This window comes from Brevundimonas sp. KH_060 (genome assembly GCF_057838275.1).
The window spans coordinates 2,945,868-2,960,552 of record NZ_CM174463.1; the positions used below are offsets into that span (position 1 = coordinate 2,945,868).

Genomic DNA, 14,685 nt, shown 5'->3' on the forward strand with positions numbered 1-14,685 from the left:
CTCGTCGTAAGGGGGCGGGCGACGGCTTGTTTTGTTCAGGAGAGGGTCTCTTTTGAAAAAGAGAATTGTCCGCGAGTCCTTGCTCGCCTCGACCATCATCGGGGGCGCCGCCCTCAGCTTCATGGCCGCCGCCCCGGCATTCGCCCAGTCGGCCGAAGAAGAAGTATCCGAAGTCAGCTCTATCGTCGTCACCGGCTCGCGCATCCGCCAGCCGGGCTATGAAGCGTCCAGCCCCATCACGTCGCTGAGCTCCGAATCCATCGCGATGTCGCAGCCTGTCGCCGTTGAAGAACTGGTCAAGGACCTGCCGGCCGCCGTGCCGGCCGTCGGTTCGGCCACCAACAACGGTTCGGGCGGCGGCGCGACCATCAACCTGCGTGGCCTGGGCACCAACCGCACCCTGGTCCTGATCAACGGCCGCCGCGTCGTGCCGTTCAACCTGGAAGGCGTGGTCGACACCAACACCATCCCGCTGGCCCTGGTCGAGCGTGTCGACACCGTCACTGGCGGCGCTTCGGCCGTGTACGGCGCCGACGCCGTCGCCGGCGTGGTCAACTTCATCCTGAAAAACAATTTCGAAGGCGTTGAGGTCAACTCCTCCTACGGCTTCTCGGGCGAGGACGACGCCGTTCGTCGCAAGTTCGACGTCACCATCGGCGGCAACTTCGCCGATGACCGCGGCAACGCCGTCGTCAGCTTCGGCTACACCAAGACCGACCCGCTGTATCAAGTGCGTCGTCCCTGGGGTGAAGTCGCGCTCTCTTCGACGTCCGGCAAGCCGCTGGGCTCGGGCACCTCGGTCCCCGGTCGTTTCGACCTGACCCCCGTCAGGGGCGGCGTCGCCCTGCCGTCGGGCGCTGAACTGGACCCGACCACAGGCGCTCTGATCGGTTCGGACCATCCGAACTACAACTCGGCCGGCTATAACTACAATCCGTACAACCTGTACCAGACGCCGCTGAGCCGTTACCAGATCAACGGTCTGGGCAGCTTCAAGATCAACTCGTCCGCCGAAGTCTACAGCCACCTGACCTACGTCCAGAGCGACGTCTCGCTGGACAACGCCTCGAGCGGCACCTTCGGCAACACCTACAAGGTACCGATCGGCAACCCGTTCATCCCGGACGCCATGCGCCAGCAATTCTGCGGCGCCCTGCTGATCGATCCGGCCAAGTGCGTCTCCGGCGCAGCCGGCGACACCATGATGGACCTGACCATCAACCGCCGCTTCACCGAGATGGGCACCCGCCCGGTGGACATCGAGAACAAGACGGTCCAGCTGCTGGCTGGCGTTCGGGGCGACTTCAACCCCGACTGGAACTACGACGCCTACATCTCGCACGGTGAAACCGAACAACTGCTGACGCGCCGCAACTGGGGCTCGCTGTCCAAGCTGCGCAACGCCCTGAACACCGTCTCCGCGACGGAGTGCCTGGTTCCTGGCTCCTCGAGCCCGGTCGCGGGCTGCGTGCCGATCAACGTCTTCGGTCCCGAAGGCACGATCACTCAGGAAATGATCGACTACATCAACCTGTCGTCGATGAGCAAAACCACGATCAAGCAGGACGTGGCCTCGGGCTCGATCTCGGGCATCCTGCCTGAGAACCTCAGCAGCCCGTGGAGCGATCGCCAGGTCGCCGTCGCCTTCGGCGCGGAATGGCGCCGGTCCAGCGCCGAAACCCGCGGCGATGCGGCCTCGCAAGCCAACGGCGAGATCCTGGGCACCGGCGCGCCGGTTCCGGATCGCAACGGTCAGTTCGAACTGCGTGAAGCCTTCGCCGAACTGGCGGTGCCGCTGATCGAGAACATGCCGTTCATCCACAGCCTGAACCTGGAAGCCGGCTACCGCCAGACCGAGTTCAAGGCCGGCGGTTCGAAGACCAACTACGGCAGCTACAAGTTCGGCGGCGACTGGTCGCCGATCGAGGACGTCCGCGTCCGCGCCATGTATCAGCGCGCCACCCGCGCCCCGAACATCGGCGAGCTGTTCAACCCGCAGGTCACCGGCCTGGGCAACATGGCGATCGATCCGTGCCAGTTGGACCTGATCAACAGCGCCGACGCCAACACCGCCGGCACGCTGAGCAACCTGTGCCGTCTGACCGGCGTGCCGGAAGGCGCGATCGGCTACGTGGCCAAGCCCAACTCGGGCCAGGTCAACCAGCAGACCGGCGGCAACCCGAACCTGGGTCCGGAAGAGGCTGACACCTGGACCATCGGCGCCGTCTGGCAGCCGGCCTTTGTGCCGAGCCTGCGCCTGAGCCTCGACTACTATGACATCAAGATCGACAAGACGATCAACAGCCCCAGCCTGGCTGATGTCATGAACGGTTGCTATGACAAGGCCCTGAACCCGACGCTGGCGTTCAACGACAGCTGTAAGGCGATCCAGCGCAGCGCCGCCAACGGTTCGCTGAACGGCGTCGACGCCAAGGGCGTCATCCGCCCGTCGACCAACGCCGGCAACGAGCGCGTCTCGGGCTTCGACGTCGCCGCCAACTACCGCGTCGAACTGGCCGACTTCGGCTGGGGCGACATCGGTCGCGTCGATCTGAGCGTCAACGGCAGCATCCTCACCAAGCACGAAACCCAGTCCACTCCGGCCTCCGTGCTGCGTGACTGCGTCGACTACTATTCGGTGTCGTGCGGCGAACCCAAGGTCAAGCAACGCTGGAACAGCCGCGCCACCTGGACGATGGGCGACTACTCGGCCTCGCTGAGCTGGCGTCACCTGTCCGGCGTCGAAGTCGAGCCCAGCAGCACCAAGTGGTTCCCGGACTACGCCCAGATCGACAGCTACGACTACTTCGACCTGAGCGGCCGCTGGGACATCACCCAGACGGTGCGTCTGACGGCCACGATCAACAACCTGTTCGATAAGGCGCCGCCGATCGTCGGCTCGCAGATCGGCACCACGTCGGCCAACAACGGGAACACCTTCCCGCAGACCTACGATGCGATCGGCCGTTACTTCACCTTCGGCGCCACGCTGAAGTTCTGATAGCGTTCAACGCATAAGAAGAGAGGCGGAAGACCCCGGTCTTCCGCCTCTTTTTTTGTGTGTGGATCAGCTTGTTTCTAAAAGCTGGATCAGACCGGGCGGCCCGTCGCCAGGGCGCCGTACAGGTCCGTGCGACGGTCGCGGAAGAAACCCCAGGCCGCGCGATGGCGATCCAGGAAGTCCAAATCGAAGGTGTGAACCAGAACGCCCTCCTCCCGATCCAGGCTCTCGACCAGATCGCCGCGATGGTCGGCGATGAAGGAGTGGCCGTAGTAGGTCTGACCTGCCGCCGTCACCTGCTCGTGGCCGATGCGGTTGGCGCCGACGACCGGCACGACGTTGGACACGGCGTGCCCCTGCATGGCCCGGCGCCACGGCGCGGCGGTGTCCAGCGTATCGTCATGCGGCTCAGTGCCGATGGCGGTCGGGTACAGCAGCACCTCGGCGCCCTGCAGCATCATCGCCCGCGCCGTCTCCGGGTACCACTGGTCCCAGCAAATGCCGACGCCGATGCGCCCGAAACGCGTGTCCCAGGCCTTGAAGCCGGTGTCGCCGGGGCGGAAGTAGTACTTCTCCTGATAGCCGGGACCGTCGGGGATGTGGCTCTTGCGATAGACGCCCATCAGCTCGCCGTCGGCGTCGATCATCACCAGGCTGTTGAAATAGTGCGGCCCCTCGCGCTCGAAGATCGAGACCGGCAGGACCACGCCCAGTTCCTTCGCCACCGGCTGAAGCTGGGTCACGGCCGGATGCTCGCGCCAGGGATAGGCGGCGCCGAACCACTTCTCTTCCTGCGAGACGCAGAAGTACGGCCCCTGGAACAGCTCCGGGGCCAGAATGACCTGGGCGCCCTTGGCTGCGGCTTCGCGGATGAAGCCGATGGTCTTGTCGATGTTCGCCTGCATGTCCTCGCCGTACGAGGTCTGGATGGCGGCGACGGTGATCTCACGGGCCATTAGGCAGGCTCCTGCTGGCTGATGCAGTGGAACGATCCGCCGCCCGACAGGATGGCGGTCGACGGCAGGGGGATGATCTCGCGATCGGGGAAGACTGTGGCCAGGGCCTCGCAGGCCAGGCGCGCGGCCATGTCGTTCCCGTAGGTCGGCACAACGACGGCGCCGTCCGCGATCAGGAAGTTCATATGGCTGGCCGGGATCGGACGCTCGTCCTCGTCTAGGATCATGCCGGGCGAGGGAATCCGCAGCACCTTGATCGGGCGGCCGGCGGCGTCGGCCATGGCGGACAGCGACTGGGCCGTCTCGTCATAGACCTCGGCGTTGGGATCCTTGGGGCCGAAGCCGATCGGACAGGCCACCACGCCCGGCGCCACGAAGCGGGCCAGGTTGTCGACGTGGCCGTCGGTGTGGTCGTTCAGCAGGCCGTCGCCCAGCCACAGCACCTTCTTGGCGCCCAGAGCCTGCGCGAAGGCGGCCTCGGCCGTCTCCTCGGTCCAGCCGGTGTTGCGGTTGCGGTTCAGCACGCACTGGCGCGTGGTCAGCACCGTGCCCTCGCCGTCGTGATCGACGGCGCCGCCCTCCAGAATGAAGTCGTGGCGGGTCAGGGCGACGCCCGTCTGTTCGCCGATCTGATCGGCGACCTCGTCGTCGTGCGGCAGGTCGTATTTACCGCCCCAGCCGTTGAAGACGAAGGCCTGAGCCGAAGCCGATCCGGCGCCGAAGATCGGCCCGGTGTCACGCAACCAGATGTCGCCGAACCGACCGGCCACAACGGTGACGCCCGCCACATCGGCGAAGCGCGCCTGCGCATCGGCCAGAGCCTCGTCATTGCCGACCATCAGCTTGACCTGCTCCCGGCCCGGCCCGGCCAGAGCGCGCACCAGGGCCTCGACCTCGGCCTGGGCCGGTTCGAGATTGTCCTCCCACAGATCGGCGTGGCTGGGCCAACCGACCCACATCGCGCGATGCGGCGTCCATTCAGCAGGAACAGGCAGGGTCATGGGCGAAGTCATGGCGCGAAAACGTCCACATTAAAGGGATGAAGCACGAAGGGGGCGAAATAGGCCCTGTCGGCCTTGGGTTCAATGGCGGCGAGGCGGAGTTCGCCCCAAGCCAAAAGAAGAAAGGGCGGCCCGTCGCCGGACCGCCCTTCCCTGTCTCTATGCTGTGATCCCAGCTACGTCTTAGAAGGCGTAGGTCAGGGTCGCCTGCATGGTGCGCGGCGCGCCGCGGTAGGCGTAGGTATTGCGCGACGCGTTGTAGGCGCCCGAGATCGAGCCGAAGTAGTTCTCGTCGAACAGGTTGACGATGCGCAGGGCCAGGCTGGAGTTCTTGTAGCCGAAGTAGCCCAGGTCGAACTTGGCATCGGCGTTCACGACCGTATAGGCCTCGGTGTACAGGTCGTTCTCGTCGGTCACCCAGCGTTCGCCCGTGTACTTGACCTGAGCCCCGACTTGCAGCGGGCCAGTTTCGTATTGAATGCGACCGCCGAAGGTCCAATCCGGGGTTTCCGTCAGCGACTTGCCGCCCGTCTTGATGAGGTTGGTGCCGTCGAGGTAATCGTTGGCGATTTCCGAGTCCGTATACGAAGCCGTGGCGTACAGCGACAGACCCTCAATCGGCGACCAGCCGATCTGGGAGTCGAAGCCATACAGGTCGACGTCACCCACGTTCGAGTCAAACGACACGCCCAGATCCTGGTCGTAACGCGAAACGATGCGGTTATCGAACTTGGTGTACCACACGTTGGCCGAGGCCATCAGTACGCCCGTCTGGTAGCGATAGCCGAAGTCGTAGGTCGTGGTCTTTTCAGGTTCGGTGATCGGCGAAGTGATGTCGCCGTTCGCGTCGAAGAAGACGGTGTACAGGTTGTCGGTGCGCGGCAGGGTCAGCGACTGGGCGAACGAGCCGTAGACCCACTGGTTGCCGCTGAAGTTCCAGCTGATGTTGATGTTCGGCAGGATGTCGTCGAACTTCACTTCACGCGAATAGGGCGCAATGTAGCTCTGCGTGCGAGTGCCGAGCTTGTAGGTGCCGTCGGCTTGCTTCACGGCATTCTCGGTCGAGCAGACCACCGAGCTGCTCTTGGACTGCGAATAGCAGTTCTGGTTCATCTCGCGCTTGAAGAACGGCGCACGGACGCCGAGGTTAACGCGCAGGGTGTCGTCCAGGAAACGGCCGGCGTATTCGACGGCGAACTGGTTCAGGATGGCGTAGGACAGGCGGTCACGCGTCCGCAGCTCATAGCCGTCCTGGTTGACGATGCGATGATCCTTGTCATGCAGGCCCGCGAAAGGATCGAAGAACTGCGGGTTGGTCGGATCCGAGAAGTCGACCCGGCCGTAGAGACCGGTCTGACGGTGACGTGCGTCGTCCAGGGTATAGGCGGCGCGCAGGGTCTGCGTGTCCGACATCCGCCAGATCAGCGACGAGCTGATGCCATAGCGCTGAGTGTGCGTGTTGTTGGTGGCGTGGACGCGTACGCTGTCCATGGTATCGCCGTCGCCGTTCAGGTCGACGCCGCCCGTGCCCGACGAGCCGAGAAGCGCACGATCGGTTTCCGACAGGACGAACTGGCCCGAACCGCCGGTCGCCAGGGTGTACTGGAACGACGGATCGAAGGTGAAGATCAGGCCTTCACGCAGAGTGAAGCGCGACTGAGCGCGGATGTTGCCGGTGTCCGACGGGTTCTGGCGCAGCGCCCAGTAACGGTTGGAGTTGCCGTCAATGTCGGCCTCGCCGTTGCGATAGGTCGGCGCCGTGTAATCGGTGTCGAAATCGCTGTCCCAGGTCACGCCGTCGGCCAGGCTGGCCGAACCGTCAGCGTTGCGCTTCAGCTGCAGGTCCGCATAGTTGTTGTTGCGGTTGCGGTTCCAGTGACCGGCCAAAGAGACAAAGTCGCCGTTGTCGCGGATCGGCTGATAGACCTTGAAGTTGTACTGGGTCTTGTTCAGGTCGCCCAGCCCCTTGAACTTGTCGTACGACTGGTCCGAATAGGCCAGCCAGGCGCGCGTGCCCCACGGGCCGACCTCACCGGTGTTCAGCAGAGCGAAGACGCGACGGAAGTCGTCATCGCCCAACGATCCCTTGATCTGACCGCCGAATTCCGTCGTCGGGGCGATCGAGCTGAGGTTGATGGTGCCGCCCGAGGCCGAGGCCGTCGGGGAGTCGACGTCAGTCGTGCCGGTGTTGACCGAAGCCGTGCCGATCAGTTCCGAGTCCAACTGCTGGTTGGTGTACAGCGAGTAGTTGCCCGAGTCGTTCATCGGCATGCCGTCGAAGGTCTGCGAAATGCGCGGGCCGTCGAAGCCGTGCAGACGGATATTGCCGCCCGACGAGCCATAGGCGTCGTTGTTGGTGAAGCTCATGCCCGGAACCAGGTTCAGAACTTCGTTGATGGTCTGACCGGCGGCTTGGGTCTCGATGAACTCCTGAGTGATGCTCGAGCGCGACTTGCCGACGGTTTCAGCCACCATGGCGCCGTCGATGGTGCGCGGACCGCGACGGCCCGTGACCACGACCTGCTCGACTTCAACGGCGGCCGTGCCGGTCGATTGAGCCGAAGCGGTCTCTGCCATGAAGAAGCTGCTCATCAGGGCGGTGCTTGCCCAGAACAGCTGTTTGCGGATGGTCATCTGTCTGTATCCCCAGAGATGGAGGCGGAATGCCATGCAAGCCGACCCATATGCGGCCGCTCGATGTCGGGGGCTTAAGCGCGCTCTGGGAAGCTCGGGCGACAACTGGATGACAGAATGATGACAGCGCCGCAGGGTGGCTCAGGAGCCACACCATAAAGACAGCGGTTCGGCGACCTAAATTAGCCGGGTCGCCAGGGCGTCAGCCACCCGAGCAGCCGTCGCCGCCATGACGCGCGGCTCATGATAATTGCCGTTGATCTGGGTGCGATTGATCACATAGGCGCGGAAAGCGGCGAACAACTTGCGCTCGGCGGGGCTCGGCGCCCGCCAGAAGGCGTCCAACGGCTGCTGATCCGTCAGCCCCTCAAAATCGAAGAAGGCCTGCCCCAACACCTTGACCGGCGTGCCGAACCCCAGCGCTGACAAAGCGGCGCTGGAGTTATTGACCACCATGCCTTCCGAGGCGCGACACAACTGGGCCAAGTTGCCGCCGTCGATGAAATCGACACGCCCTCCCAACCCGCGCTCCTCGGCCATCCGGCGGGTCTCACGAGCGAGATTGATGATGCCCGGGTCGAGGGGATGATTTTTTACGACTAGGCGGCTGTGCGCCGGCGCGCCGGCAGCGAAACTGTCCATGACCCGCGCCAAGAAAGACAGATTGTCGTGAATGTCAGAATAGCGCAGCAACTGGGCGTCCCCGTCGCGTTGCAAGCAGGCGATGAAGAAAGGCCCCTTGGCCCGAAGACGGTCAGCGCTGCTGGCTCCTCGCGGCCGCACGCCCAACTCCAGATAGCGGCGCACATGACCCAGGCATTGCCGCCAGGGCGACGCTGAGTAGTGATGACGGAAACGCGGGAACAGTAGCCATCCCAGCGGTTGCACCGCATGGTAAAGGCTGATGTTGATGACGTGGTGCGGCAGTATTTTGCCGACAGGGCGCGAAACCGGCAGCTCCGGCGGCGGCGGCGGATAGCCTGACGCTGATCGCGGCAAGGCGCTGGAGCCGTTCACCCCATTGCGCTCCAAAGTGATCCAGTCAGGTCGGAAATAACCGTTCTCGAGAACCCAAACGCGCGCCTTCAACTGGCTAGCTTGGTCAAGAACGCCCTGATTATAGGGCCCGCCCTCCCCGAACACGATGATGTCGGTGAACTCAGCTGCGATAGCCGTCAGTCGTTCCGGCCAGCGCTCCGCTCCCTTACGGAAGGGCAGGCCACCCGAACGGCCCCAGTTCGAGACGTCGCCGGCATTGAACAGCATGCGCCGCACCTCGCCACCGCGCGCCTCGATGGCATGCGCCAGCACGCGCCCGAAACGGCCAAAAGGCACGGACACGATAAGGAAGCGACGACCGGTCAGATCAACTGCAGTGTGAAGACCTGCGTCTGTCTGTTCAGGATCAAAGGGCGCGAGCAAACGCTGATATCTTTCGAAAGCAGACCCTATTAATAGCCCAGCCGGATTCTTGGCAAGGCGAAACGAGAGCCGGTCTGTAACATAAGCCCTTGAATCAAGGCCGCCGAACCCAGATCGAGTTCGGCGGCCTGATCAATCAATCAACCAAGGATCGGGGGCCGATCATGACCGGCCCCCTTAAGCCTTAGAAGTTGATGTCGACGGTGGCGCGGCGGTTCAGCGGCTCACGCACGCCGTCGCCGGTGGCCTTGGCCGGCTGGGTCTCGCCCTTGCCGTCCAGGGAGATCACGCCGCCGTTGACGCCTTGAGCGACCAGGGCGTCAGCCACGGTGCGCGCACGGCGGTTCGACAGGCCTTGGTTGTAGGCCGCAGCGCCCTGGGTGTCGGTGTGGCCGACGACCAGCACGCGGGTCGGAGCGCCCGACTTGGCGTAGTTGGCGGCTTGCGTCACCACCGAGCGGGCTTCCGCCGTCAGGTCCGAACGGTCGAAGTCGAAGTAGACCACGAACTGACGCGCAGCCGGCTTGGCCGGAGGCGGCGGAGGCGGCGGCGGGGGCGGGGGGGGAGGCGGCGGCGGGGGCGGCGGCGGCGGGGGAGCAGCCGGCTCGGCGCCGAACGCATAGCGCAGGCCCAGCGTCACGGTGTGCGACTGGTCGTAGTCGCCCGACAGGGTGCCGGCCGGAATAGCGCCCGTGCCCGACGTCGTGGCGTCGAATTCCATGTCGCCCGTCAGGTAACGGTACGTCAGGTCAATGTTGGCGCGGTCGCCAACAGCCCAAGCCAGACCAGCGATCGCCTGAGCGGCGAACTTGGTCGAGCTGTCGTCAGCCGAGAAGCCGACGCCGCGGTTGCCGCGCACGAAGCCGGTGGTGTCGACGTTGACGCGGTTCACACCGACGCCCAGGCCGACGAACGGACGGATGGTCCAGTCCGGCGAACCGAAGTCGTACAGAACGTTGGCCATCAGGGTCGTCGACTCGATGTCGCCTGCCGGCGAGTGGCACGGGCCGGTGGCCGGAGTCACATTGCACAGGCCGCTCACGTTCCCAGGAGCGCGCACCTTGCCGATGTCGCCCGAGCGATAGCCGCCCTCGAGTTCAACACGCCAGTTCGGGTTGAAACGGTAGCCGAGGCGAGCGAACGCCGCCCAGCCGTCGTTGACTTCCCAGTTCCAGTGCTGGCCGGTCGCCGACGCTTCCGTATTGATATCGTCGATGATGTGGTAGCCGGCGTCGATCGCGCCGTACCAACCATCGGGCTCAGCCGATGCAGCGCCAGCTGCGAACAGCCCCGCAGCAGCGACACTTGCCAGAAGTTTCAGCTTCATGGTGTCCTCACACTCTTAGTTGATCCGAAAGCCCATGCGATACCGCGAAGGCGCTCGAAAGCCGAACGATATTGCAGTGCAGCGGTTCCCAATCTAGGCGTTGATTGTGTTCACTGTGGCGCCGTTTCAACATAAATTTTGATCGTTCGCACCCCCACTTCATAGTTGAGCATCAGCTCTCAACAGGCTCACAGCGACCAACGTTCCTGCAACCGCCTCGCTTACGCCGCCATCAGCGCCCGGACATAATCGTCGCGCCATCGAGCGACATCCGTGTCTCGCACGACCTTCATCAAGGCCTTCCATTTCCGTATCCGTTCCGGCCGCGGCATGGTCAGGGCCTTCTGGATCGCCTCCGACAACTCCTCGCGGCTGAAGGGATTGACCAACAGCGCCTCCCCCATCTGTTCCGCCGCGCCGGCGAAGCGCGACAGGATGAGCACGCCGGGGTCTTCCGGATCCTGCGCCGCGACATATTCCTTGGCCACCAGGTTCATGCCGTCGCGCAACGGCGTGACCAGACCCACCTTCGCCGCGCGATAGATTCCCGCCAGCTGGTCACGGCGGAAGGTGCGGTTCAGATAGCGGATCGGCTGCCAGTCCATGTCGGCATAGGCGCCGTTGACCCGCCCCGCCAGGGCTTCCAGCCGCACCCGCATGTCCTGGTAGGTATCCACTTCGTCTCGCGAAATCGGCGTGACCTGCAGCAGGAAGACCTCGCTTCGCAGTTCGGGATTGTCCTCCAGGAACTGCTCATAGCCGAGCAGGCGCTGCTCCAGACCCTTGGAGTAATCCAACCGATCGACGCCGACGATCATGGAGCGGAAGGCCGCCGAGGCCGACATCCGATCATAGGTCCGTCGCCCCAGCGGCGAGTTCCGCGCCGCCAGAAAGCCGTCCACGTCGATGCCGATGGGGAATGCTCCCGTCTGGACGCTGCGGCCAAAGGCCTCGACCCGGCCGTCGGCCTGCACCCTGCCCCCCGCCTCGACCTCGACATAGCGCTGGAACAGGCCCAGCCACTCGCGGGTCTGGAAGCCCAGCAGGTCGAAATCGAACATGGATTCCACCAGCCGCCGGTGATGCGGCAGCGTCACCAGCAGCTGTCGCGCGGGCCAGGGCGTGTGCAGGAAGAAGCCAATGCGGTTCTTCACCCCCAGCCGCCGCAGGTCCCGCGCCATGGGGATCATGTGATAGTCGTGGATCCAGATGACGTCGTCGGGCTGGAGCAACGGCTGCAACACCTCGGCGAACCGGCGGTTGGTGCGCTCATAACCCTCGCCATAGGACCGCTCATAAGCCGTCAGATCGACGCGGTGATGGAACAGCGGCCACAGCGTCTTGTTGGCGTAGCCGTTGTAATATTCGTCGACGTCCTGAGGCTCCAGATCGACGGTCGCCACCGTGACGCCGGCGCGGTCCTCGATGTTCAGTTCGCCGATGAAGTGCTCGACAGTCTCGCCGGACCAGCCGAACCACAGGCCTTCATATTTTCGCAGCGCCGCCGACAGGGCCATGGCCAGGCCGCCGACCGAGCCTGAAGCCGGGTCCTTGGGCGCCGAGACGCGGTTGGAGACGACGATCAGGCGGCTCATCGCGCATCCGTCCACGATCGACTGAGCAGGACCGCGCAGTTGATGATGCCGACTAGGGAATAGGTCTGGGGGTAGTTGCCCCACAGTTCGCCGTCCTGGATCGAGATGTCTTCACTGAGCAGGCCTGCATGGGTCCGGCGGCTGAGCATCTCCTCGAAGATCACCCGCGCCTCTTCGGTGCGGCCGTTCAGGTGCAGGGCCTCGATGTACCAGAAGGTGCAGAAGTTGAAGGCCGTCTCCGGCTCGCCGAAGTCGTCGGCGTGGATGTAGCGGAACAGATAGGGGCCGCGCTTCAGATCGCGTTCAACCGCCTCGAAGGTCTTCACCTGGCGCGGGTCGCGAGCGTCAAGGAAGCCCAGGTCCGTCATCTGCAGCAAGGCTGCGTCCAGCTCCGTCCCGCCGAAACTGGCGGCGAAGCGACCCTCGTCCGGCAGATAGGCCTCGGCCTCGATGCGCTCGCGGATGATGCGGGCGCGCTCGCGCCAGAACTCGCAGCGATCCTCCAGTCCCAGATGATGCGCCGCCTTGGCCAGGCGATCGCAGGCCGCCCAGCACATGACCGAGGAATAGGTGTGCACCCGCGCGATGGTGCGGAACTCCCACAGGCCGGCGTCGACCTGATCGTGCAGGGCGAAAGCGCGGTCGCCGACGGTCTCCAGGGCGCGGAAGTCCTCGATCGTGCCGGGCCGCAGCAGACGCTGGTCGAAGAAGGCCTGAACCAGCGGCAGGACGATCTGGCCATAGACGTCGTGCTGCAGATGCTCGTGCGCCTGATTGCCGACCCGCACTGGCTTCATGCCGCGATAGCCTTCGACACTGTCGACGATGCGCTCGACGATGGCGGGCTCCAGCCCCACGCCATAGACCGGCTGGACATGCCCGCCCGCCGCGTCATCGACGAGGTTGCGCAGATAGCCGAGATAGCTCTCCAGAATGTCCACCGCGCCCAGCCGGTTCAGCGCCCGCACCGTATAATAGGCGTCGCGAATCCAGCAGTAGCGATAGTCCCAGTTGCGCCCGCTCTCGGGGAACTCGGGCACCGAGGTCGTCATGGCGGCGACGATGGCGCCCGTCTCTTCATAGACGCACAGCTTCAGGGCGATGGCGGCGCGGATCACCGCCTCCTGCCAGTCCAGCGGCAGATAGAGGGTGCGGGTCCAGTGCTTCCAGTGGACGATCGTCTGATCCAGCGCCGCATTGACGCCCGCCAGGACCGACTGATCATAGCCTTCGTCCGGGCCGAGGAAGAAGGCCATCTCTTCTTCCAGTCGGAAGGTGCGTTCGTTCAGCACATGGCTGACCGGGCAGTTGGTGGTTAGGCGCAGCGTCACGTCGCTGCACAGATAACGGATGTGGTTGGAGCCCGAGGTGCGTTCCGCCGCCCGTGCGCCCCAATCCGCCGACGGGCGAAGGCGCATGGTGACGCGAGGCGCCCCCGACAGGGGCCGCACCACGCGCGCGAAGGCGATCGGCCGATAGATACGCGCGTGCTTCAGATGCCGCGGGCAAAAGTCCAGTATCTCGACCGCCCCGCCGTCCCCGGCCCTCAGCACGGTGCGCAGGACGGCGGTGTTGCGGACATAGGCCTGCTCGACCGCGACCAAACCCTCAAGCTCCACCGCCCAAAAGCCGTGTTCCGGCGAGGCCCCGTCCATCAGGGCCGAAAAAACGGGATCGCCGTCGATGCGTGGAGCGCAGGCCCAGACGAACCGCCCCTGCCGATCGACCAGGGCGCTGACCGAACAATTGCCGATGGGGGCCAGATCCAGGTTGGACGTCATGCGCGCGCCTCCTTCTCCTCTGTGACGGTCGAGGCCAGGCCGCCGAGCCAGTCGAGCACCGCCTCCACGTTCTCGAGCCGATAGCGGGCCGCCGTCGACCGCTCAGGCCCGACCAAGACGCCGAAGCCGCCCAGAGCTTCCGCCGCCCGGAATCCCGCCTCGTCGGTCAGGTCGTCGCCGACCATGACGGGCGCAGCGCCGGCGAAGGGCGCCTCGGCCATGAAGGCTGCGACGGCCGTGCCCTTGTCGGCGCCGGGCGTCTTGAGCTCAAGCACCATCGACCCCGGCTGAAGCGCCAGGCCGGTTTCGTCCGCCAGGGCGGTCGCCAGGGCCAGCGCCGCATCGGCCTGGCTCGGCGCCTGCCTGAAATGCAGGCCCGCCGACAGGCCCTTGTCCTCGACCAGCACGCCGGGCCGGGCCTCGGCGAAGTCGTGGAAGGCGGCCAGCGCCGTTTTCACCGAAGGCGCAGGGACGCGGGCGCTCAGCATGCCGTCGGCGCGACGATGTTCCAGCCCATGCACGCCCGAGGCCGCGCGCGCCGCTCCGTCAACGATGCGATCGATTTCGGCCAGGGTGCGGCCGCTGACCACCGCGACCCGACCGCCCAGGGCCTGGGTCAGTCGCTCAAGCGTGCGGGTGCGACGCGGTTCCGGCCCCACGGCGTCCGGCGTCGGGGCCAGCGGGGCCAGAACCCCGTCCAGATCAAGGAAAAGCGCCGCTCCGCTCAGGCGTTTCGGCGGCGCAGGCAGTGCGGGGCGCGCAAACCCCTGTGCAAAAGACATGCGTTTCAAAGTGCTTTCTGTGCTTGGAACATATGGCAACGCATGACGCCCATAATGGTTGTCGCTATTCATCGTTCATTCACCTGCGGCGACGCCATTGTGCCGAACTCTCGAATGAGGCATTTGCCACTGCGCTACGAAGAGCCGCAGAAGCGGCCCCGGCGCCTGGAGCCGTCATGACTGTTT

Annotated in this window: 9 protein-coding genes; 1 reads left to right on the forward strand and 8 read right to left on the reverse strand. The window is 64.9% G+C overall.

Translation table 11 applies throughout. The annotated features are described in order from the left end of the window. Positions 1-52: 52 nt before the first annotated feature. Entirely contained in the window at positions 53-3,001 is a 2,949-nt protein-coding gene (locus AC3IPP_RS14560) for a TonB-dependent receptor domain-containing protein (protein ID WP_489149490.1), read from the forward strand. Positions 3,002-3,090: 89 nt separating this feature from the next. Here AC3IPP_RS14560 and aguB read toward each other — a convergent pair whose 3' ends face one another. The 8 genes from aguB to otsB all read right to left on the reverse strand — a co-directional run bounded on the left by aguB (position 3,091) and on the right by otsB (position 14,499). Continuing rightward, entirely contained in the window at positions 3,091-3,957 is an 867-nt protein-coding gene (aguB, locus tag AC3IPP_RS14565; RefSeq protein ID WP_489149491.1) for an N-carbamoylputrescine amidase, read from the reverse strand. Continuing rightward, the gene (locus AC3IPP_RS14570) at positions 3,957-4,958 is read right to left on the reverse strand and encodes an agmatine deiminase family protein (RefSeq protein WP_489149492.1); all 1,002 of its coding nucleotides are present in this window, start codon (positions 4,956-4,958) and stop codon (positions 3,957-3,959) included. Before AC3IPP_RS14570 ends, aguB begins: the two co-directional genes overlap by 1 nt. Before the next feature lie 183 nt (positions 4,959-5,141). After that, positions 5,142-7,592, reverse strand: a complete 2,451-nt coding sequence (locus tag AC3IPP_RS14575; protein WP_489149493.1) for a TonB-dependent receptor — start codon at positions 7,590-7,592, stop codon at positions 5,142-5,144. A gap of 177 nt (positions 7,593-7,769) precedes the next feature. Beyond that, a complete protein-coding gene (locus AC3IPP_RS14580; RefSeq protein WP_489149494.1) occupies positions 7,770-9,014 on the reverse strand; it encodes a capsular polysaccharide export protein, LipB/KpsS family in 1,245 nt (414 codons plus the stop codon). 184 nt (positions 9,015-9,198) lie between these two features. Beyond that, positions 9,199-10,341, reverse strand: a complete 1,143-nt coding sequence (locus AC3IPP_RS14585) for an OmpA family protein (protein ID WP_489149495.1) — start codon at positions 10,339-10,341, stop codon at positions 9,199-9,201. 221 nt (positions 10,342-10,562) lie between these two features. Beyond that, positions 10,563-11,936 (reverse strand): alpha,alpha-trehalose-phosphate synthase (UDP-forming), encoded by a 1,374-nt coding sequence (locus AC3IPP_RS14590; protein WP_489149496.1) that lies wholly within the window; start codon positions 11,934-11,936, stop codon positions 10,563-10,565. Then, on the reverse strand, positions 11,933-13,717 hold the full coding sequence (locus AC3IPP_RS14595; RefSeq protein WP_489149497.1) for a glycoside hydrolase family 15 protein: 1,785 nt from the start codon (positions 13,715-13,717) through the stop codon (positions 11,933-11,935). The genes AC3IPP_RS14590 and AC3IPP_RS14595 overlap by 4 nt, the downstream gene beginning before the upstream one ends. Beyond that, a complete protein-coding gene (gene otsB / locus AC3IPP_RS14600; RefSeq protein WP_489149498.1) occupies positions 13,714-14,499 on the reverse strand; it encodes a trehalose-phosphatase in 786 nt (261 codons plus the stop codon). The genes AC3IPP_RS14595 and otsB overlap by 4 nt, the downstream gene beginning before the upstream one ends. Between the last annotated feature and the right edge of the window lie 186 nt (positions 14,500-14,685).